This is a genomic window from Micromonospora sp. NPDC049139 (assembly GCF_055586845.1).
This window is the reverse complement of record NZ_JBVJHK010000006.1, coordinates 60,863-81,472: the sequence shown is the minus strand read 5'-3', so window position 1 is coordinate 81,472 and position 20,610 is coordinate 60,863. Positions and strand designations below refer to the sequence as shown.

The window sequence follows — 20,610 nt, the reverse complement described above, 5'->3', positions numbered from 1 at the left end:
GTCGCGGTCGCGGATCGGAGTCCCGGCGCGGAACTCCGACCGTGGAGGCCAGCAACGCCGGCCGTGCGGCGCCCGCGGCCGGCCCGGTCACGCGACCTGGTGCCGTCCGGCGGGCCGGCGGGCCGCCCGGGGTGCGGACAGCACCTCCACCTCGAACCCGGCCCGGGCGAACACCTCGACCGCCCGGGCCTCGGCGCCGCCCAGCCCGGCGGCCGGGGACGAATCGTCGAACAGGGCGGTGACCAGGCAGTCGGAGCAGCCGCTCCCCCGGATCCCGCACCCCGCACAGTCGATGAGCATCACGCCTCCTGGTGCGCTGCGGCGACCGGGCGCGGCGTCACCGTCGCCACCCGAACACCGTCGGTCACCACGACGCTAGGCGCGGGGTACGACAGAAAGGGACAACGGGGTCGCGGACGCTGGAATGCGATCAAGCACCCCGATCAGGACCGGGCGAGCCGGCGCAGCAGCGAGTCGGCCCCGAGCGGGTACGCGCCGTGCCGGCGTACGCCGTCGGCGACCTCGCGGTCGGAGGAGACCACCACCACCGGCCGGCCCGGCGGCTCGGCGCGGACCAGGCGCCGGATCAGCTCGTCGGCGGTCTCGCCCTTGCGGGAGAAGAGCACCCGGACCCCGCGCGGCGACGGGGGCAGCCCGTGCATCCGTTCCGCGCCGTCGAAGACCACGGTGACCTCGTCGCCGGTCTGCGCGGCGATCCCGCCCAGGCCGGTGATCAGCCGCTTGCGCTGCTGCTCCAGCGACATCTCGCCGAAGCCGCGCTTGGTGACGTTGTAGCCGTCGACGACGAGGTGCGCCCGGGGCAGCGCCAGCAACTGGTCGAGGCGGGCCGGGTCGTCGGTGTCGCGGGCGCGGGTGGCGGCACCGGCCGCCGGAGCGGCGGTCTGGTCGGCGAAGGCGTCGGCGACGAAGTCGGCGGGCAGCTTGTCGACCGGGTCCAGCGCCAGCTCGCGACGCAGCCCGACGGCCGCCTGCCCGATGGTCTCCAACAGCAGCCACAGTCGGGCGTCGTCCACCGACCGGGCCTCCTTGGCGCTGGCCCGGGCGATCCCGGCCGCCGCCTCCGCCTCGGCCAGCCGGGCCCGGACCCGGCGCAGCTCGGCGTCGGCGTCCGCCGCCGCCCGGGCGGCCCGGCCCCGCTCGGTGGCCAGCAACTCGTTGGCCTTGCGCTCGCGGGCCTGCGTCTCGCGCAGCGACCGGCCCAGCTGCCGGCTCTCCTCGCGCAGCTGCCCGAGTTCCTCGCGCACCCGGGCCAGCTCGTCGCGGAGCTTCTCCGCCTCCACCCGGGCCACCGCCCGGTCGTGCTCGGCGCGGGTGGCCCGCTGCTCAGCCTCGCGGACCAACTCGGCGACGACCGCGCTGTCGGCCTCCGCGCGCACCGCCGCGCCGCTGGCCTCGATCAGCTCCCGCCACCCCCGGGGCCGGGCCAGGTAGGCCAGCGCGGCCACCTCGACCGGGTCGGCGGCGGCGGGCGCGGTGCCCTCGAGTACCGCCGCACCCAGGTCGCCGGTGTCGGCGAGCACCCGGGCCGTGATCCGCTGCCGGAACAGCGGATCCCCGGTGAGCTGGGCGGCGATCGCCGGGGCGCCGAGCCGGGCCCGGCGGTTGGGGGCGAACTTGGCGACCCGGCGCAGCGGCACCGGCACCTCGTCGGCGGGCAGCCCGGGCAGCACGGCGGCGGTGAGCGCCACGATCCGCTGGCGGACCGGCTCGGGCAGCACGGGTTCCGGCTCGGGCGTGGACCCGTCGTCCGCCGATCCCTCGGGCGCGGATCCCTCGGGCGCGAGGCCGTCGCCCGCCGGCCCCTCGGGCGCGGATCCCTCAAGCGTGGACCCGTCGTCCGCCGGCCCGTCGGCGACGCCCCCCTCGGCCGCCGCGCGGCCGGGCTCGACACCGGCCGCCTCAGGCGCCGGCTCGATCACCGCGGGCAGACCGCTCCCGTCGGAGCCGAGCCCACCGGCGTCGCGCACGGCGTCGACCGGCTCCTCCTGCGGGAGGCGGTCGTCGTGCGGCTCGGTGAGGGGCATGTGGCAAGTCTCCCACCGCGACCGGGCCCACCGCCCGGTGAGTGAGCCGATCTCTCATCCTAGACCGGTGGTGGCGGCTGGTGCCGGTGGGACGGGAGTGTCGGACCGGGACGCTAGCGTGCCGCCGATGGCAGAGACGGAGTACGTCCAGGAGCCGCTGGCCGGCTTCGACCCGGGCGCGGGCGGGATCGATCCCGCGCTGCCGCTGTACGCGACGACGTTCGTGGTGGTCGACCTGGAGACCACCGGCGGCGCGCCGGATGGCGGCGGGATCACCGAGATCGGCGCGGTGAAGGTGCGCGGCGGCGAGGAGCTGGGCGTGCTGGCCACCCTGGTCAACCCGGGCGTGCCCATCCCACCGTTCATCACGGTGCTCACCGGGATCACGCAGGCCATGCTGGTCCCGGCCCCGCCGATCGAGCAGGTGCTGCCGAGCTTCCTCGAGTTCGTCTCCGACGCCGTGCTGGTCGCCCACAACGCCCCCTACGACGTCGGCTTCCTGAAGGCCGCGTGTGCGAAGCACGGCTACCGCTGGCCCAATCCCCGGGTGCTCGACACCGCCGCGCTGGCCCGCCGGGTGCTCACCCGCGACGAGGTGCCCAACCGCAAGCTCGGCACGCTCGCGGCCTACTTCCGTACCACCACCCAGCCGACCCACCGGGCGCTCGACGACGCCAAGGCCACCGTCGACGTGCTGCACGGGTTGATCGCCCGGCTCGGCGGGCACCGGGTCGACACGATCGGCGACGCCATCGAGTTCGCCCGGGCGGTCACCCCGACCCAGCGGCGCAAACGGCACCTGGCGGAGGGGCTGCCCAAGGCACCCGGGGTCTACATCTTCCGGGCCGCCGACGACCGGCCGCTCTACGTCGGCACCTCCGGCGACATCGCCACCCGGGTGCGCAGCTACTTCACCGCCGCCGAGAAGCGGGCCCGGATCTCCGAGATGCTCGCCGCGGCCGAGCGGGTGGAGGCGGTCGAGTGCGCCCACTCGCTGGAGGCGGAGGTCCGCGAGCTGCGGCTGATCGGGGCGCACGCGCCGCCGTACAACCGGCGGTCGAAGTTTCCGGAGCGGGCGGTCTGGCTGAAGCTGACCGACGGTCCCTACCCCCGGCTCTCGGTGGTCCGGGGCATCGCCCCCGGCGACACCGGCTACCTCGGCCCGTTCAGCTCCCGCCGGGCGGCGGAGCTGGCCGCCGCCGGCTTCCACGACGCCGTGCCGCTGCGGCAGTGCACCCACCGACTCTCGCTGCGCACGGTCACGCCGGCCTGCGCGCTGGCCGAGCTGGGCCGCTGCCCGGCGCCCTGCGAGCACCGGATCACCCCGGAGGAGTACGACGTCCGCGCCGTCGCGCCGTTCCGCACCGCGGCCGCCAGCGACCCGCAGCCGGTGGTCGACGCGCTGTTGACCCGGATCGAGGTGCTCTCCCGCGACCAGCGCTACGAGGAGGCGGCGGTGGTGCGTTCGCGGCTGGCCGCGGTGCTGCGGGCGACGGTGCGGATGCAGCGGCTGGCCGCTTTGACCGGGATCGCCGAGCTGGCCGCGGCCCGCCCGGCCGCCCGGGGCGGCTGGGAGCTGGCCCTCGTGCGGCACGGCCGGCTGGCCGGGGCGGGGGTGTCGCCGCCCGGCGTCCACCCTCGACCGACGATCGCCGCGATCCGGGCGACCGCCGAGACGGTGCCGCCCGGCCACGGCCCGGTCCCGCACGCCTCGGCGGAGGAGACCGAACGCATCCTGTCCTGGTTGGAACGACCCGAGACCCGGCTGGTCGAGATGTCCTCCGGATGGGCTTCCCCGGTGGCTGGCGCGGCGCGCTTCCGCGACCTGTTGAGCAAGGCCGAGAGCGCCGCGTCCCACCAACTCTCGACCGAACGCTCATGACCAAGTGTCCGATCGGACGACGTCGACTCGCTTAGGCTGTTAGAGAAGTGCAGTCCTGCCCGTTTCGTGGGCCTGCTCCCGGTTGCCGGGTCCCGGCGGCCGTGGGGCCGGGGTGAGGAGGTGTCCCACGTGGACGTCGACGCCGGACGCGGCGCCGCCCTGGGGGGCGCCCTTCCGACCCAACCGGGCGAGCTGCCGCTGGCCCGCCGGCTCCGGTCGCTGCTGAGCTGGCCCACCGCCGACACCGACCCGGTCAACCACCTCGTCCGGACCCATCGGACGATCCACCCGGGCACCGAGCCCTCCGTGCTGCGTCGCGCCTACACCATCGCGGAGAACATGCACCGCGGGCAGTTCCGCAAGAGCGGCGAGCCCTACATCACCCACCCGCTGGCGGTGGCCCAGATCTGCGCCGAGATCGGCATGGACGCCACCACCCTCGTCGCCGCGCTGCTGCACGACACCGTGGAGGACACGCGCTACACGCTCCAGGCTCTCGCGGAGGACTTCGGGCGGGAGGTGGCGCACCTGGTCGACGGGGTGACCAAGTTCGACAAGGCGTTCTACGGCAAGGCCGCCGAGGCCGAGACGATCCGCAAGATGATCATCGCGGCCGGCAAGGACGTCCGGGTCCTGATCATCAAGCTGGCCGACCGGCTGCACAACATGCGCACCCTGGGCGTCCGGTCCGCCGCGTCCCGGGAGCGGATCGCCCGCAAGACGCAGGAGGTGCTGGTCCCGCTCTGCGACCGGCTGGGCATCCAGTTGCTCAAGCGGGAGCTCGACGACGTGGTGCTGCTGCACCTGGAGCCGGAGGAGCACGCCCGCATCGCCCGGCACGTGCACGACCGGCCGGGCTGGGACGCGTACCTCGACGAGGTGGTCGCCCGGGCGAAGTCGGCGCTGCGCCGCAACCGGGTCGACGCCGAGGTGACCCCCCGCCCCCGGCACCTCTACTCGATCTGGAAGGACACGGTGGCCGGCGGTCACGCCGCCCCCTACGACCTGCCCCGCATCGCGATCGTGGTGGACGGCCCGGCCACCGACTGCTACGCGGCGCTGGGCGCGGTCCACGGCCTGTGGCGACCGGTCCCCGGCCGGTTCAAGGACTTCATCGCCTCCCCGAAGAACAATCTCTACCGCTCCCTGCACACCAGCGTCTGCGGGCCGAAGGACCGCACCGTGGAGGTGCTGATCCGCACCGAGGAGATGCACCGCTCGGCCGAGTACGGCGTCGCCGCCGACTTCCGCTTCCCCCGGCCGGGCGGCACCGCCGCCTGCGCGGAGCAGCTCGACTGGCTGCGCCGGGTGCTCGACTGGGAGCAGGACGCGGCCGACCCGGCACAGTTCCTCGAGTCGCTGCGCTGCGACCTCGCCGAGACCCAGATCCAGGTCTTCGCCGACGGGCGGCAGGTCGTGCTGCCGGCCGGGGCGACCCCGGTCGACCTCGCGTACGAGCTGGACACCGAGCGTGGCGACCACTGCCTGGCGGCGCGGATCAATGGCCGGCTGGCACCGCTCTCCTCCGCGCTGGAGGAGGGCGACGTGGTGGAGATCTTCACCGAGACCGACGCGGCGAACGGCTTCGACGCCGACGCCGCCCCCCGCGGCCCGCGCCGGGAGTGGCTCGGCTTCGTCAAGTCGCCGCACGCGCAGATGCAGATCAGCCGGTGGTTCGCCGAGCACACCGAGCCCGGCATCTCCATCCCCGACAAGGTCCGCCTCGGCCGGGCCACCATCGGGCTGGCGCTGCGCAAGCACGACCGCGGGCTGGCCAGCGACCTGCCGCTGCTGCGGCTGTCGGAGGAGCTGGGCTACCCCGACCTGGAGACGCTGCTGGTCGCGGTCTTCGACCGGGTCATCGAGCCGGACACGGTCGTACGCCAACTCATCGACCTGGTGGACCACAGGCAGTGACCGCCCGTCGGGCCCGGGTCGTCCGAACGTTCCTCGGGGCCACTAGCCTGGAGTCATGATCCCCCGCTCGCGCGCCACCGGCCGGGCCGTCGCCTACCAGGTCTTCTATCGGCTGCCGCTGCCGGTGCGCCGCCGCCTGGTCCGGCTGGCCGTGCCGAAGTACATCGTCGGCGCGGTCACCCTCGTCCGCGACGCCGAGGCCGAGGGGGCGGGGCGGCTGCTGCTGCTGCGCCAGCCGCCCGGCCGGGGCTGGGGGCTGCCCGCCGGCCTGTTGGAGAAGGGCGAGGCGCCGGTGGTGGGAGCCGCCCGGGAGTTGTACGAGGAGTCCGGCATCCGGCTCTCCCCCCGCCAGCTGAGCCCCGCCGTCCCCAACGCGATCGTGCACGCCAAGGGCTGGGTGGACGTGGTGTTCACCGCCGAGGTGCCGGCATCGACCACCGAGCTGAAGGTCGACGGCGCCGAGGTCTTCGAGGCCGCCTGGCACCCGCTGGACGACCTGCCCGAGCTGACCTGGCCGACCGCCCGGCTGCTCGCGTACTACGACATCGGGCCGTTGGCCGGACAGTTCCCGCCCCCGGTGCCCGACACGCGGCCGTGAACGCCGACCGGGACGACCGAGCGGCCGCCACCACCGCTCCGGCCGACCGCGGCGCGGCCACCACCGCCGGCCGGGCCGACCGAGCGGGCGCCACCACCGCTCCGGCCAACCGCGGCGCGGCCACCACCGCCGGCCGGGCCTACGCCCCCGCCACCGTCCCGGTCGACGTCTGCGCGGTGGTGCTCGCCGCCGGCGAGGGCACCCGGCTGCGGCCGCTGACCGAGCGGCTGCCGAAGGCGCTCTGCCCGGTGGGCAACGTGCCGCTGCTGGACCGGGCGCTGGACCGGCTGGCCGGGCTCGGCCTGGTCGGGCCGGCCCGGGTCGCGGTCAACGCCTGCTATCTCGGCGCGCAGGTCGTCGCGCACGTCGGGGACCGCGCCCACCTGTCGGTCGAGCCGGGCGCGCCGCTGGGCACCGCCGGCGGGGTGGCCAACCTGCGGAACTGGATCGCCGGGCGCGGGGTGCTGGTCGGCAACGCCGACGCCTACCTCGCCGACCCCGAGCGACCCCCGGGGCCGGACATCGCCGCGCTGCTGCGCGACTGGGACGGCGACTCCGTACGCCTGCTCGGCCAGCCCGCCGCCGATCCGCGGGCCCCGGGCACCTTCGACGGCCACGTGTTCACCGGCTTCTCGCTGCTGCCGTGGCGGCTGGTGCGGGAGCTGCCGGTCGGGTTCGGCGACCTCGTCCGGGCGGTCTGGCGCCCGGCGGAGGCGGCCGGCGCGCTGACCGTCGTGCCCTATTCCGGCACGTTCTACGACACCGGCACCCCGGCCGACTACCTGGCGGCCAACCTGCACGCGGCCGGCGGCGGCAGCCTGGTGGCGCCCACGGCCACGGTGACCGGCCGCTGCCGGGCGGCGGTGGTCGGCGCCGACGCGGTCGTCCAGGGCGACGTGGAGCGTGCCGTCGTCTGGCCGGGCGCCACCGTCGGCCCCGGCGAGCGCCTGCGCGACGCGATCCGCGCGGGCGCCACCCTCACCGTCCCCGCCACACCCCCGTCCCGGGGCCCGGGAACATCTAGCATGGGCGACGACGCCGACGAACGGAGAAATGTCCCGTGATCACCGCGATCGTGCTGATCGACTGCGCCACCGACTCCATCCCCGAGGTGGCCGAGGCCCTGGCCGCCCTCCCCGGCGTCAGCGAGGTCTACTCGGTGGCCGGCCACGTCGACCTGATCGCCGTGGTCCGGGTCCGGGAGTTCGACCAGATCGCCAAGGTGATCGCCGGCAGCATCTCCAAGGTGCCGGGGGTGCTGAACACCGAGTCGCACATCGCGTTCCGGGCGTACTCCCAGCACGACCTGGAGGAGGCGTTCGCGATCGGGCTCGCGAACGCCGACTGACCACGGACGCCGGCCGGGCCGGCGCGGGCGCGTGACGGCCGGTCCACCCACTGGTGGACCGGCCGTCACGGTACGGCGACGTCAGCTCTGCGTGGGAGCCGGCGTCTCGGTGGTGGTGCCGCCCGGAGCCGGCGACTCGGTGGTGCCGCCCGGAGCCGGGGTGCCGGTGGTGCCGCCCGGAGCCGGGGTCGTGCCGCCCGGGCTCGGCGTGGCGGTGCCGCTGGCCTGCGGAACCGGGATGCCCAGCTGCTCGGCGAGCTGGACCAGCGCGTCGTAGTGCGCCTGCAGGGTCGGCAGTGCGGTCTGGGCCAGCTGGACCACCGTCTGGTCGGAGCCCTGCGAGATCTCCGTCTGGGTGGCCTGGATGGCCTGGACGTGGCCGGCCAGCTCGCTGGTCACCCAGAGCCGGTCGAACTCCTCGCCGCTGGCGTTGTTGAGCTGGTCGAGGACGGACTGCTGGTCCGCGGTGGGCTCGGCCGGCAACTGCACCCCGAGCTGGGACGCGGTCTGCTGCACCGTCTGGTCGAGCTGCGTGTGGTCCGTCTTGAACCGGGCACCCAGGTCCTTGACCCCCTGGTTCTGGCCCTTCTGCTGGGCCAGGTCACCCGCGGTGATCTCGAACAGGTTCACCTGGTGCATGGCCTGCAGGTACTGGGTGTCCTGCTGCGACGGCTGCACCGCGGCCTGCGCCGCCGCTGCCGGCGCGATTCCCACCAGCACCAGCGCGGCCAGCAGGCCGAGGCGTTTGATACCCAACATGCTTCCTCCCCCTCGAGACGTTGGATCGCACGGATACCCGGCTGACCGGCGTTATTCCTGCGATCCCCGCCCAGGGGGCGACGGACGACACGCCACGCGCGGACCGTGGGAGGGGCGGAAACGGACGTGGCGCCCACCGGAGGACTCCGGTGGGCGCCGCGTCGGGTGTCGCGAGGTCAGCGACGGCTCTCGCCGCTGCCGATCTGCTCCCGGTCGGGCCGCGGCTCGACCGGCGGGTGGCCCGGCGAGACCGGCGCCTCGGCCGGCTTCTCGATCGGGTAGAAGAAGCCCCGGATGGCCGGGCCGAGGGCCCCGAGCCGGTTCATCTTCTTCGGCACGACCCAGCCGGCGTACTCGAGCCCGCCGTGGCCGTCGTGGTCCCCCGCGCTGAGCGGCTGGTGCACCTCTTCGAACCGGCCGTCGGGCAGTCGCCGGATGATGCCGGTCTCGACACCGTGGGCGAGCACCTCACGGTCGTGCTGCTGGAGACCGAGGCAGATCCGGTAGGTGAAGTAGTACGCCAGCGGCGGGAGCACCAGCAGGCCGATCCGGCCGGCCCAGGTCATCGCGTTCAGGCTGATCATGAACTTGTCGGCGATGACGTCGTTGGCGCCGGACAGGCTCAGCACGATGAAGAACGAGACGGCCATGGCGCCCGCCGCGGTGCGCGCCGGCACGTCCCGGGGCCGCTGGAGCAGGTTGTGGCTGCGGGTGTCCTTGAGGCGCCGGGCCTCCAGGAACGGGTAGAGCGTGGAGAGCCCCACCAGGATGCCCGGCAGCACCACCGTCGGCCAGAACAGCGGCGGGATCACGTACCCGTCGCCGATCGGGATGTTGATCTCCCAGGCCGGCATCAGGCGGGTCGAGCCGTCGAGGAACATGACGTACCAGTCGGGCTGGCTGGCGGCCGAGACCACCCACGCCTCGTACGGGCCGAACAGCCAGATCGGGTTGATCTGGAACAGACCGCCCATCAGCGCGATCACGCCGAAGACGACCATGAAGAAGCCGCCCTGCTTGATCGCGTAGCGGGGGAACATCCGCTCGCCGACCACGTTGCCGTTGGTCCGGCCGGGGCCGGGCCACTGGGTGTGCTTCTGCTTGAAGACCAGGCCCAGGTGGACGCTGATCAGCGCGACCAGCAGACCCGGGATGAGCAGCACGTGGGCGATGTAGAACCGGCTGATAATGATGGTGCCGGGGAACTCCCCGCCGAAGATCGACGAGGTGACCCAGGAGCCGATCACCGGGATGGAGAGCATGATCGCCGAGGCGATCCGCAGGCCGGTGCCGGAGAGGCCGTCGTCCGGCAGCGAGTAGCCGGTGAAGCCGGCCAGGAAGCCGACCCAGAACAGCAGCGAGCCGATGATCCAGTTCGTCTCGCGCGGCTTGCGGAACGCGCCGGTGAAGAAGACCCGGAGCATGTGCACCACGATCGCGGCCATGAACAGCAGCGCCGACCAGTGGTGCATCTGCCGCATGATCAGGCCGCCGCGGACGTCGAACGAGATGTCCAGGCTGGAGGCGTACGCGGCCGACATCGGCGTGCCCCGCAGCGGGGCGTAGCTGCCGTTGTAGACCACCTCGGTCATCGCCGGCTCGAAGAAGAAGGTCAGGAAGACACCGGTCAACAGCAGGACGATGAACGAGAAGAGCGCGATCTCGCCGAGCAGGAAGGACCAGTGGTCCGGGAAGACCTTGTTCAGCAGCCGGCGCAGCGGGGTGGCCACCTGGAAGCGGTCGTCCACTCCCCGGGCGGCGTTACCCGGCACAGCTGCCATGTCAAACTTGCGCCGCTTCACGGCCGCTCCCAGAAGTCGGGCCCGACGGTCTCGGTGTAGTCGGACTTGGCCACGAAGTAGCCCTCGGAGTCCACCTCGATCGGCAACTGCGGCAGTCGCCGGCTGGCCGGACCGAAGATGGGCCGGGCGTTGTCGGTGATCAGGAACTGCGACTGGTGGCACGGGCAGAGCAGACGGTTGGTCTGCTGCTCGTACAGGCTCGCCGGGCAGCCGGCGTGCGTGCAGATCTTCGAGTAGGCGGCGTAGTTGCCCCACATGTAGTCGCCGTGCCCGACCCGCTCGTTGGCCCGGCGCGACTCCCGCGCGTCGCTGTCCCGCAGGTGGATCAGCAGGGTCGGCGAGTCGGCGTGCAGGTTGCTCACGCCGTGGTCGATGCCGGGGAAGACCGTGATCTGGCCGCCGGTGCTGACGTCCGCCGGGCGGACCGGACGGCCGTCCTCGCGGACCAGCCGGACCTTGCCGCCGCCCTCGGTCGGGGCGAACCCGGTGGTGAACATCTGGTTGTTCTTGTGCGGCTGGGAGATCAGGCCACCGACCAGGGGTGCGGCGACCACCGCGCCGACCGGCGCGAGACCGGCCAGCAGCGAGATGCCGAGCAGCGGCCGGCGCTTCACGCCCAGCTCGTCGGCCATGTAGAGCATGGTCTGGCCGGTGATGATCCGGTCGTCCTCGCTGACGGCGCCCTCGTGCCGGTCCTGGATCGAGACCTCCTTGGGCAGCAGCTTCTTGCCCCAGGTCAGGATGCCGAAGCCGATGCCGAGCAGGGCCACGCCGAGGGTGACGCCGAGCAGCGGGGTGTACCACGTGTCGCCGCCGCGGCCGGGAGCGTACTCCCACGGCCACCAGATGTAGACCACCAGGAAGGCGGTCGCCGCCAGCCCGGTCAGCAGGAAGAACGACGCGACGGTGCGGGTCAGCCGGCGCTCGGCCTTGCTGCCCGGGGCGACCTGCGGCTCGTAGTGGACGATCTCGATGTCGTCCCGGCGCGCGCCCTCGCGGACGATGTCGAACTGGCTGAGCCCGGGGGTCGTCACGTCGAGCGGTTCCCGGCCCTGCTGGGCCTGGTGCTCGGTGTGCGTGGTCATGCCGTCACCTCGCTACGGGCGGTGCCGGACCCCGGCACCACAGCACTGAATCGGATGATCCGCCCGGTCACGACTTGCCCGCGATCCACAGGCTCGCGAAGACGAGCGCGACGATGCCGACCAGGAAGATCGCCAAGCCCTCGGTGGACGGCCCGTACCGACCGAGGTTGAAGCCACCCGGGTCCTGGTCGTGCTTCAGGGTCTCCTGGATGTAGGCGATGATGTCCGCCTTCTGCTCCGGGGTGATCTGGTTGTCGCCGAAGACCGGCATGTTCTGCGGGCCGCTCAGCATCGCGGCGTAGATCTGCCGGTCGCTGGCCGGACGCAGGCTCGGGGCGTACTTGCCGGAGGAGAGGGCGCCGCCGCCACCGCCGAAGGCGTGGCACTGCGAGCAGTTGATCCGGAACAGCTCGCCGCCGGCGGCGATGTTGCCGTCGGAGTGGAGGTCCTCGCCGTCGGGCAGGACGGGACCGCCGCCGAGCTCCTGGATGAACTGCGCGAGCTGGCGGGTCTCCTCGTCGGTGAACAGCTCCGGCTTGCGCTCCGCCTGGGCCTCCTGGCGGGCCATCGGCATCCGGCCGGAGCTGACCTGGAACTCGACCGAGGCCGCGCCGACGCCGATCAGGCTCGGCCCACGGCCCTCGACGCCCTGGGCGTTGCGACCGTGACAGGTCACACAGCTCACGTCGAACAGCGCCTTGCCTTCCGCGGCGGCGCCGGTGAGCGGGGCGTCCTGCGCCTGCACGCCGGGGGCGAAGACGGTGTAGGCGCCGCCGGCCAGCATCAGCGCGGCGAACAGCCGGACCGCGGCACCCAGCCGGCGGCGGCCCCTGCTGCGCGCCGCGGGCCGCTCGCGCAGCCGCGCGAGCAGACCGCGTCGGCGGTCGTTGTCAGAAGTCATGACCTGTGTCCTTAACCGGTTGGACCTTGTCTCAGGGGACGGAGCAGCGGCGCGGTTCGTGACGCGCCAAGATCACTGAAGCCAGTAGATCATGGCGTAGAGCCCGATCCACACGACGTCGACGAAGTGCCAGTAGTAGGACACGACGATCGCCGACGTGGCCTGCGCCGGCGTGAACCGGCCCATGGTCGTGCGGATCATGAAGATGATGAAGGCGATCAGACCGCCGGTCACGTGCAGACCGTGGAACCCGGTGGTCAGGTAGAACATCGACCCGTACCCGTCCGAGTTGATCTTGATGCCCTCGTGCACCAGCTCGCGGTACTCGTTGACCTGACCGAGCACGAAGATCAGGCCCATCACGAAGGTGATCGTGAACCAGCGCCGCAGGGCGTGGACGTCACCCTTCTCGGCGGCGAAGACACCGAGCTGGCAGGTCACCGACGACATCACCAGGATCACCGTGAAGGTGGTCGCGTACGGGATGTTGAGTACCTCGGTGTGCTTCGCCCACTGCTCCGGCGCCGCCGCGCGGATGGAGAAGTACATCGCGAACAGCGCCGCGAAAAACATGAGTTCACTGGAGAGCCACACGATCGTCCCGACGCTGACCATGTTGGGTCGGGTCAGGGAGTGGATCCGGCTCTTGTCAATGGCTGGGGCCGCAGTCACGCGGTCATTATTGCCCTTGACCGGGGCCGGCGATCAGCGGGGTGGCAAACCGGTGGCGTCGGCAGCCCGATCGGGGTCGTCCGGTTCGCCTGACCTAGGCTGAAAAGCGTGCTGCACGTCGATCCGATCTTCACCGCAACCTCGGCCGCCGCGCCCACGGTGACCGCGGCCACCCCGCCGCCGTTCACCGTCACCTCCGTGTTCACCGAGACCCGGCTGGACAGTTGGCTGGCCGTCGGCCTGGTGCTTGCCGCCGGCATCTACCTCTACGGGGTGCACCGGCTCCGGCTCCGGGGCGACCGGTGGCCGGTGGCCCGGACGGTGTTCTTCCTCGGCCCCGGCCTCGGCGGGATCGCGGCGGTCACCGTCAGCGGCCTGCACGCGTACGACACGGCGCTGCTGTCGGTGCACATGGTCCAGCACATGGTGCTCTCCATGATCTCGCCGATCTTCCTCGCGCTGGGCGCGCCGGTGACGCTGGCCCTGCGTACCCTGCCGCTGCGGCCGCGCAAGCGTCTGTTGGCGATCGTGCACAGCCGGGTCGCGCGGATCTACAGCTACCCGCTGGTGGCGTTCGCCATCTTCGTGGTCAACCCGTTCGCGCTCTACTTCACCGACCTGTACCGCTACACGCTCGAGCACGCGTGGGCGCACGAGGTCGTGCACGCGCACTTCATCATGACCGGCTGCGTGTTCTTCTGGCCGCTGCTCGGCCTCGACCCGCTGCCGGGGCGCTGGCCGTACCCGGGGCGGGCGCTGCTGATGCTGCTCTCCGTGCCGTTCCACACGGTGCTCGGGCTCACCATCATGCAGAGCACCACGCTCTTCGGCGGCGACTGGTACCCGTCGCTCGGGCTGACCTGGTCCGACCCCTGGGAGGACCAGGTGGTCGCCGGCGGCATCCTCTGGGCCGGCGGCGAGTTCGTCAGCGTCACGATGCTGGCCGTGCTGGTCGTGCAGTGGATGCGCCACGCCGAGCGGGAGGCCCGCCGGATCGACCGCGACCTGGACCGCCAGGAGGCCCGTCAGCGCGCCGCGGAGTCCGCCGCCTGACCTGCGCCGACGGTACGCCCCGGCGCCGCCGACGGGCGGACGTCACGCACCTCACACCGACGGGTAGGATCAGCCGGCAGCTACGAGGTGGGAGCCTGTCCAGCCAATGAGTGAGCGCAGCGAGCGAATCACCAAGCGCAGTGCGACGGTGCCTCATGACGGCACCGCTCACAGCCCGATCCCCGGCCGAGGCCGTGGTGACGCTGTGGGATCCACCGGCGCGGCGTGGACTCGGACCGTTCGGCGAAGCGGAGTGTCGGCATGAGTGATCGTCTTTGCACCGTCCTGCTCTACAGCGACGACCCGCAGGTCCGTGACCGGATGCGGCTCGCCGTCGGCACGCGCCCCGCGCCCGGTCTGCGGATCGAGTTCGTCGACGCGTCCACCTACGCGGAGTGCGTCCGGCTCGTTGACGACTACGAGATCGACCTGCTGCTGCTCGACGGCGAGGCGACCCCGGGCGGCGGCATCGGCATCGCCCGGCAGATCAAGGACGACCGGGACGACGCTCCCCCGACCTGCGTGGTGATCGCCCGCGCCGCCGACCGATGGCTCGCGGCCTACGCCGAGGTCGACGCCACCCTGGTGCACCCGCTCGACCCGGTGACCACCGGCACCACGGTGGCCGAGCTGCTGCGGACGCACGCCCCCGCCTGACGTCCCCCGCTCCGGCCCGTCTCGGCGCCGGACCACCCGGCGCCGGTTCCATCCCACCCGCTTCGCACGCTCGGGAGGCCCGCCATGGGCGATCGGACCTGGCCGCACCTGCTCGCCGCGCTGCTGCGCGGGGAGGAGCTCTCCACCGCCGACACCGCCTGGGCGATGGGCGAGATCATGTCCGGCGCGGCCGCCCCGGCGCAGATCGCGGGCTTCGCCGTCGCGCTGCGCGCCAAGGGCGAGACCTCGGCCGAGCTGGCCGGCCTGGTGGAGGCGATGCTCGGCCGGGCGGTCGCGGTCGAGCTACCCGAGGCGCTGCGGGACACCGCCCTCGACGTGGTCGGCACCGGCGGTGATCTCGCGCACACGGTCAACATCTCCACCATGGCCTCCCTGGTGGTGGCCGGCGCCGGGGTCCGGGTGGTCAAGCACGGCAACCGGGCGGCGTCCTCCTCCTGCGGCACGGCGGACGTGCTGGAGTTCCTCGGCGTGCCGCTGGACCTGGGGCCGGAGGGGGTGGCCCGGTGCGTCGCGGAGGCCGGCATCGGCTTCTGCTTCGCGGCCCGGTACCACCCCGGCATGCGCCACGCCGGCCCGGTACGCCGGGAGATGGGCGTGCCCACCTTCTTCAACTTCCTCGGCCCGCTGACCAACCCGGCCCGGCCGCGGGCCGCCGCGGTCGGCTGCTTCGACCTCCGGATGGCCCCGGTGATGGCGGGCGTCTTCGCCGCCCGGGGCGACTCGGCTCTGGTGATGCGCGGCGAGGACGGGCTGGACGAGTTCACCACCGCCGCGCCGACCCGCGTCTGGGCCATCCAGGCAGGCAGCGTCAGGGAGGCGCTGCTGGACGCCACCGACCTCGGGGTGCCCAGGGCCACCCTGGCCGACCTGCGGGGCGGAGACGCCGCCTACAACGCCGACGTGGTGCGCCGGCTGCTGGCCGGCGAGACCGGCCCGGTGCGCGACGCCGTCCTGGTCAACGCGGCGGCGGCGCTGGCCACCCAGGGGCCCCTCGACGGCGACCTCACCGAGGCGTTGCGCGTCGGGATGGGCCGGGCCGCCGAGTCCGTCGACTCCGGGGCCGCCGCCCGCGTCCTGGACCGCTGGATCGAGGCCGCCCGCGCCGACTGATCGCCGGCGGCCACCCCGGCGGGCCGGGTGGCGTGCGGAAGTTGTCGGGCCCCCGTGGGAAACTACAAATGAGTAGTTTTCCACTTCCATCATGCGCTGTTCACCACAGCACATCCGTCGTGCGCCGTGCGGCGCGGCAGTTCCGCCGTGCGCCCCCCGACGGGACCCGAGCGAGAGGAGACGCCCGTGTCGGAGCGCGAGCTCTACTGCGCCACCTGCGAGGGCGTTCAGCCGTTCGAGGCGCCGCCGTGCGTCGACGGCCACGGCGTCGACTGCCCCGAGCTGGCCTGCACGGGCTGCGGCGAGGCGGTGCTCGTCGCCACGTTCACCTTCCGGGCCCCGCGCCTGGCGCAGCGGCACCGCCGGCCGTCGCCCCACCGCCGCGCCGCCTGACCCCTCCGCGTCGTCTGCACGATCGCCACCCGACCCGGTCCGCGCCGCCTGGACCATCGCCACCGCGCCGCCTGAGCCCGGCCGCGCCGCCTGACGCGGCCCGCGCCGGCCCCACCGCCCCGCCCGGCGGCGCGGCGCACCCCCCGGCCCGGCACATGCCCGGCGCGGCACGCCCCGGCCGGTCCTCGGCTGCCCCGCACGTCGGCGATCACGGCACGAAGGCCCGCCTCCCCTCGGGGAGGCGGGCCTTCGTCACGTGCAGGGGGCCGTCGTCGGCCGCCGGCTCAGTGCTCGGCGGTGCGCCGGGTGCCGCTGTAGTACTCGAACAGCAGGCCGCAGGCCGCGAAGATGACCGCCACCGCACCGACGCCCAGCAGCCAGAACTGCCAGAACACGAGGCCGAAGCCGGTCAGCGCGGCGGCCAGCGCCAGGCCGAACGGCCAGTAGCTGCCCGGGCTGAAGAAGCCGACCTCGCCCGCGCCGTCGGCGATCTCACCGTCCGGCCGGTCCTCCGGCCGCAGGTCGATCCGGCGCGAGACGAACCAGAAGAAGCCGCCGCACATCGCGCAGAGCAGGAAGCTCAGCAGCAGTGCGATCGTGCCGACCCACTCGACGTGGCCACCGGAGTCGGCGGCGGTCCAGCCCCCGTAGAGGGCGGTGGCGAAGAGCAGGAACCCGGCGATGACCAGGAAGATACGCCACTCGGTCTTCATGCCAGCCCCCTCAGCTTCCCGTACCGGCCGGCGCGCTGTCCGGGTTGAAGTTGGCCTCGGTGCGACGGGTCTCGAACGGCCGCGTCTTCTGCGCGTACGGCTCCTCGCCGATGGCCGTCAGGGCCTCCTGCGTGGACTTGCCGTCCCGCTTGGCCGCCAGGAACTGGTCGTACTTCTCCGGCGAGACGACCCGCAGCTCGAAGTTCATGAAGGCGTGGTAGCTGCCGCACAGCTCGGCGCAGCGGCCGACGAAGGCGCCCTCGGTGTCGAGCTTGGAGACCTCGAACACGTTGCGGATCTTGCCCGGCATGACGTCCCGCTTGAACAGCAGCTCCGGCACCCAGAAGGAGTGGATGACGTCGCGGCTGGTCTCCTCGAACCGGATGGACCGGTCGGTCGGGAGCACCAGGATCGGGATGACCTCGCTGGTGCCGAGCACCGAGGCGACGGTGTTGGCGTCCTTGCCCTGGCCGTCGCGGTAGTTGAACTGCCAGTTCCACTTGAACGCGACCACCTCGACCGTGACGTCGGGGTTCTTGGTCGTCCGCACCACGTCGGTCTGCACGACCGCCGTGTAGTAGAAGAGCACGGAGACGATCAGGATCGGCGCGATGGTGTAGAGGAACTCCATCGGCATGTTGTAACGGGTCTGCACCGGCAGCTCGTTGCCCCGCTTGCGGTAGCGCACGATGCACCAGAAGATCAGGCCCCACACGAACACGCCGACCGCGAGCGCCGCGACGCACGAGGCGATCCACAGGTCGTACATCCGGTGGGACTCGGGCGAGATGCCGCCCTGCGGCCAGCCGAAGCCGCCGAACGCGGCGCCGACGTCGCAGCCCGTGAGCAGGACCAGCAGCGCCGCCCCGCCGAGACCGAGCCCGGCGATCCGACCAGCACCACGCCCCCGGCGCCCACCGGCTCCTGGGGAAGCGCTGTGCCGTACGGCCGACGGCCGTACCTCCGAACTCCTTGCGACCACCTGGTCCTGCCTCCCTAGCGCGCCGCGGTGTCTGTTCTGTTCTGCCGGTCTCCGCCGGGGGCGGAGCGACAACACCGGCGGCAAAGGCGTCACCGACGGTCGCAGATTACTCGACCATGACGGGCTCGACCGTCTTGGGGTCACTCTCCGCCCCCATCGGGGGGATCTTGGGCGTGCCGGCGCGATAGCGTTGGCTTCCGTGAGCGCTTCCCCGGTCTACCTGGACGCGGCCACCGCCGCGCCGCTGCACCCGGTCGCCCGACAGGCGCTGCTGGCCGCCCTCGACGACGGATGGGCCGACCCCGGCAGGCTCTACACCCAGGCCCGCCGCGCCCGCCAACTGCTCGACGCCGCCCGCGAGGCCACCGCGCAGACGCTCGGCGTGCGCGCCGACGAGATCTCCTTCACCCCCAGCGGTACGACGGCCGCGCACGCCGCCGTGCTCGGCGGCCTGGCCGGCCGGCGGCGGGTCGGCCCGGCCCTGGTGCACTCCGCGATCGAGCACTCGGCGGTGCTGCACGCCGCCGAGCGGCACGTCGCCGCGGGCGGCACGGCGACGTCGGTGCCGGTGGACCGGCGGGGCCGGCTGGACCTGGACGGCTGGTCGGCGGCGGTGCGGGCACCGGGCGTGGCGCTGGCCGCGCTGATCGCCGCCAGCCACGAGGTCGGCACGCGCCAACCGGTCGCCGAGGCCGCGCGGGAGTGCGCCGAGGCCGGGGTGCCGCTGTTCGTGGACGCCGCCCAGGTGGTCGGCCGGGCGCCCGTGCCGGCGGGCTGGTCGGTGCTGGCCGCCAGCGCGCACAAGTGGGGCGGCCCGCCCGGGGTGGGGCTGCTGGTGGTGCGCAAGGGCACCCGGTGGGAGTCGCCCTGGCCGGCCGACGAGCGGGAGTCCGGGCGTACGCCGGGAACGCTCAACCTGCCGGCGGTGGTCGCGGCGGCGGCGAGCCTGCGCGCGGCGGCGGCCGACGCGGCGGCCGAGGCGGCCCGGCTGGCGCCGCTGGTGGACCGGATCCGGGCCCGGGTGGCGGCGGAGGTGCCCGACGTGGAGGTGGTGGGTGATCCCGACGACCGCCTCCCGCACCTGGTGACGTTCTCCTGCCTGTACGTCGACGGGGAGGCCCTGCTGCACGCGCTGGACCGGCGCGGGTTCGCGGTCTCCTCCGGCTCCTCCTGCACCTCCTCCACGCTGCGCCCGTCGCACGTGCTGGAGGCGATGGGGGTGCTCTCGCACGGCAACGTGCGGGTCTCGCTGCACCGGGAGACGACGGAGGCGGACGTGGAACGGTTCCTCGCCGAGTTGCCCGAGGTCGTAGCGCGGCTGCGCGCCGAGGCGGGGGTGGTGGGGCTGTGACGGCGCCGGCGGAGATCCTCGACTGTCGTGGTCAGCGCTGCCCGCTGCCCGTGATCGCGGTGGCCCGGCGGCTGCCCGAGCTGCCCGTCGGCACGGTGGTGCGGGTGCTGGCCGACGACCCAGCGGCGGCGGTGGACATCCCGGCCTGGTGCCGGATGCGCGGCCACGAGTTCCTCGGCACGGTCACCGGCCCCGACGGCCCGGCCTTCGACGTCCGCCGCCTCCACTGAGAGGTGTCAGGAAGGGCACCCGGTCGACGCGGAGGGCCCTTCCTGACACCGAGGTCGGGGTTACGGCAACAGGTGCGGCCGGACGTCCTCGGCGGCCACGTCGCCGTACGACTCGGCCATCCGCTTGACGAACAGGTCACGGCGGACCTCGTACTCCTGCGTGCCCACGGTCTCCAGCACCAGCGTGGCGAGCAGGGAGCCCACCTGGGCGGCCCGCTCCAGCCCGAGGCCCCAGGACAGCGCGGTGAAGAAGCCGGCCCGGAAGCCGTCGCCGACCCCGGTGGGGTCGACCGCCCGGATCTCCCGCGCGATCGGCACGTGGATCGGGTCGATGTCGCGCCCGGCGATCTCCACGCCGTGCTTGCCCAGCGTGGTGACCCGGACCTTGACCCGGTCGAGCAGCTGCGCGTCGCTCAGCCCGGCCTTGCTCTGCAGCAGCGACTTCTCGTAGTCGTTGGTCATCAGGTAGTCGGCGCCCTCGATCAGCGCGACGACGTCCTCGCCGTCCATCCGGGCGAGCTGCTGGGACGGGTCGGCGGCGAAGGGGTATCCCCGCTCCCGGCACTCGGCGGAGTGCCGCAGCATCGCCGCCGGGTCGTTCGCGCCGACCAGGACCAGGTCCAGCCCGTCGAGGCGGCGGGCCACCGGCTCCAGCTCGATGTTGCGGGCCTCGCTCATCGCGCCGGCGTAGAACGAGGCGATCTGGCACATGTCGGTGTCCGTGGTGCAGACGAACCGGGCGGTGTGCGCCACCTCGCTGACGTGCACCGAGCCGCAGTCGACCCCGTGCCGCTCCAGCCAGGAGCGGTAGTCGGCGAAGTCCGCGCCGACCGCGCCGACCAGCACCGGGCGCAGGCCGAGCTGCCCCATGCCGAAGGCGATGTTCGCCGCCACGCCGCCGCGACGCAGCACCAGGTCGTCCACCAGGAAGGAGAGCGACACCTTGTGCAGCTGGTCGGCGATGAACTGGTCGGCGAAGCGGCCGGGGAAGCTCATCAGGTGGTCGGTGGCGATCGAGCCGGTCACGGCGATCTTCATGTCAACCCTCGGGGTCGGGAGCAGGGCGCCGGTCAGCCTACCGGTCCGGCCCC

At 73.3% G+C, this 20,610-nt stretch carries 21 protein-coding genes; 11 read left to right on the top strand and 10 right to left on the bottom strand.

Annotation, left to right across the window (positions count from 1 at the left end; translation table 11 throughout):
• Nucleotides 1-87 precede the first annotated feature (87 nt).
• Together ACZ6Q9_RS13635 and ACZ6Q9_RS13630 are read right to left on the bottom strand one after the other, a co-directional pair.
• Nucleotides 88-300, bottom strand: coding sequence for a hypothetical protein (locus tag ACZ6Q9_RS13635; RefSeq protein ID WP_393262893.1), 213 nt, complete (start codon nt 298-300; stop codon nt 88-90).
• Nucleotides 301-443: 143 nt separating this feature from the next.
• Nucleotides 444-2,045 carry an NYN domain-containing protein gene (locus ACZ6Q9_RS13630; RefSeq protein WP_396827502.1) on the bottom strand — a complete coding sequence of 534 codons (1,602 nt, stop codon included), beginning with the start codon at nt 2,043-2,045 and terminating at the stop codon, nt 444-446.
• 127 nt (nt 2,046-2,172) lie between these two features.
• Between ACZ6Q9_RS13630 and ACZ6Q9_RS13625 the strand changes: the two genes are divergently transcribed.
• The 5 genes from ACZ6Q9_RS13625 (at nt 2,173) to ACZ6Q9_RS13605 (ending at nt 7,790) form a co-directional block, all read left to right on the top strand.
• A complete protein-coding gene (locus ACZ6Q9_RS13625; protein ID WP_393454536.1) occupies nt 2,173-3,927 on the top strand; it encodes a DEDD exonuclease domain-containing protein in 1,755 nt (584 codons plus the stop codon).
• 129 nt (nt 3,928-4,056) lie between these two features.
• The gene (locus tag ACZ6Q9_RS13620; RefSeq protein WP_393263309.1) at nt 4,057-5,844 is read left to right on the top strand and encodes a RelA/SpoT family protein; all 1,788 of its coding nucleotides are present in this window, start codon (nt 4,057-4,059) and stop codon (nt 5,842-5,844) included.
• A 55-nt stretch (nt 5,845-5,899) separates the two neighbouring features.
• Nucleotides 5,900-6,442 (top strand): NUDIX domain-containing protein, encoded by a 543-nt coding sequence (locus ACZ6Q9_RS13615; RefSeq protein ID WP_393454533.1) that lies wholly within the window; start codon nt 5,900-5,902, stop codon nt 6,440-6,442.
• Nucleotides 6,443-6,618: 176 nt separating this feature from the next.
• Complete coding sequence (locus tag ACZ6Q9_RS13610; RefSeq protein ID WP_396827592.1) at nt 6,619-7,506, top strand: NDP-sugar synthase; 888 nt, start codon at nt 6,619-6,621, stop codon at nt 7,504-7,506.
• Entirely contained in the window at nt 7,503-7,790 is a 288-nt protein-coding gene (locus tag ACZ6Q9_RS13605; protein WP_350707952.1) for an Lrp/AsnC family transcriptional regulator, read from the top strand. The genes ACZ6Q9_RS13610 and ACZ6Q9_RS13605 overlap by 4 nt, the downstream gene beginning before the upstream one ends.
• An 81-nt stretch (nt 7,791-7,871) precedes the next feature.
• On the opposite strand, the gene ACZ6Q9_RS13600 is transcribed toward ACZ6Q9_RS13605, so the two are convergent.
• The 5 genes from ACZ6Q9_RS13600 to ctaE all read right to left on the bottom strand — a co-directional run bounded on the left by ACZ6Q9_RS13600 (nt 7,872) and on the right by ctaE (nt 13,009).
• On the bottom strand, nt 7,872-8,549 hold the full coding sequence (locus ACZ6Q9_RS13600; protein WP_393262904.1) for a DUF4142 domain-containing protein: 678 nt from the start codon (nt 8,547-8,549) through the stop codon (nt 7,872-7,874).
• A 176-nt stretch (nt 8,550-8,725) separates the two neighbouring features.
• Complete coding sequence (qcrB, locus tag ACZ6Q9_RS13595) at nt 8,726-10,351, bottom strand: cytochrome bc1 complex cytochrome b subunit (protein ID WP_396827506.1); 1,626 nt, start codon at nt 10,349-10,351, stop codon at nt 8,726-8,728.
• On the bottom strand, nt 10,348-11,436 hold the full coding sequence (qcrA, locus tag ACZ6Q9_RS13590; protein WP_393262908.1) for a cytochrome bc1 complex Rieske iron-sulfur subunit: 1,089 nt from the start codon (nt 11,434-11,436) through the stop codon (nt 10,348-10,350). The genes qcrB and qcrA overlap by 4 nt, the downstream gene beginning before the upstream one ends.
• A gap of 67 nt (nt 11,437-11,503) precedes the next feature.
• Nucleotides 11,504-12,337, bottom strand: a complete 834-nt coding sequence (qcrC, locus tag ACZ6Q9_RS13585; RefSeq protein WP_393262910.1) for a cytochrome bc1 complex diheme cytochrome c subunit — start codon at nt 12,335-12,337, stop codon at nt 11,504-11,506.
• A gap of 72 nt (nt 12,338-12,409) precedes the next feature.
• Nucleotides 12,410-13,009, bottom strand: coding sequence for an aa3-type cytochrome oxidase subunit III (gene ctaE, locus ACZ6Q9_RS13580; protein WP_393262911.1), 600 nt, complete (start codon nt 13,007-13,009; stop codon nt 12,410-12,412).
• A 108-nt stretch (nt 13,010-13,117) separates the two neighbouring features.
• Here ctaE and ACZ6Q9_RS13575 point away from each other — a divergent pair, with 108 nt between their 5' ends.
• The 4 genes from ACZ6Q9_RS13575 (at nt 13,118) to ACZ6Q9_RS13560 (ending at nt 16,243) form a co-directional block, all read left to right on the top strand.
• Entirely contained in the window at nt 13,118-14,062 is a 945-nt protein-coding gene (locus ACZ6Q9_RS13575) for a cytochrome c oxidase assembly protein (protein ID WP_393262913.1), read from the top strand.
• 261 nt (nt 14,063-14,323) lie between these two features.
• Nucleotides 14,324-14,719: a response regulator gene (locus ACZ6Q9_RS13570; RefSeq protein ID WP_350682093.1), complete on the top strand. Its 396-nt coding sequence runs from the start codon at nt 14,324-14,326 to the stop codon at nt 14,717-14,719.
• Between the two features lie 84 nt (nt 14,720-14,803).
• Nucleotides 14,804-15,850, top strand: coding sequence for an anthranilate phosphoribosyltransferase (gene trpD / locus ACZ6Q9_RS13565; RefSeq protein ID WP_396827510.1), 1,047 nt, complete (start codon nt 14,804-14,806; stop codon nt 15,848-15,850).
• A gap of 186 nt (nt 15,851-16,036) precedes the next feature.
• Nucleotides 16,037-16,243 (top strand): hypothetical protein, encoded by a 207-nt coding sequence (locus tag ACZ6Q9_RS13560; protein WP_393262918.1) that lies wholly within the window; start codon nt 16,037-16,039, stop codon nt 16,241-16,243.
• Nucleotides 16,244-16,527: 284 nt separating this feature from the next.
• Here ACZ6Q9_RS13560 and ACZ6Q9_RS13555 read toward each other — a convergent pair whose 3' ends face one another.
• Nucleotides 16,528-16,956, bottom strand: a complete 429-nt coding sequence (locus tag ACZ6Q9_RS13555) for a cytochrome c oxidase subunit 4 (protein WP_357693104.1) — start codon at nt 16,954-16,956, stop codon at nt 16,528-16,530.
• A gap of 10 nt (nt 16,957-16,966) precedes the next feature.
• Nucleotides 16,967-17,938, bottom strand: coding sequence for an aa3-type cytochrome oxidase subunit II (ctaC, locus tag ACZ6Q9_RS13550; RefSeq protein ID WP_357693102.1), 972 nt, complete (start codon nt 17,936-17,938; stop codon nt 16,967-16,969).
• A 199-nt stretch (nt 17,939-18,137) separates the two neighbouring features.
• Here ctaC and ACZ6Q9_RS13545 point away from each other — a divergent pair, with 199 nt between their 5' ends.
• Both ACZ6Q9_RS13545 and ACZ6Q9_RS13540 read left to right on the top strand, forming a co-directional pair.
• Complete coding sequence (locus ACZ6Q9_RS13545) at nt 18,138-19,289, top strand: cysteine desulfurase family protein (protein WP_396827513.1); 1,152 nt, start codon at nt 18,138-18,140, stop codon at nt 19,287-19,289.
• Nucleotides 19,286-19,519 carry a sulfurtransferase TusA family protein gene (locus tag ACZ6Q9_RS13540; RefSeq protein WP_350682105.1) on the top strand — a complete coding sequence of 78 codons (234 nt, stop codon included), beginning with the start codon at nt 19,286-19,288 and terminating at the stop codon, nt 19,517-19,519. Before ACZ6Q9_RS13545 ends, ACZ6Q9_RS13540 begins: the two co-directional genes overlap by 4 nt.
• 60 nt (nt 19,520-19,579) lie before the next feature.
• Here the strand turns inward: ACZ6Q9_RS13540 and ACZ6Q9_RS13535 are convergent, their stop codons facing one another.
• Complete coding sequence (locus ACZ6Q9_RS13535) at nt 19,580-20,557, bottom strand: carbohydrate kinase family protein (protein ID WP_393454521.1); 978 nt, start codon at nt 20,555-20,557, stop codon at nt 19,580-19,582.
• Nucleotides 20,558-20,610 lie beyond the last annotated feature (53 nt).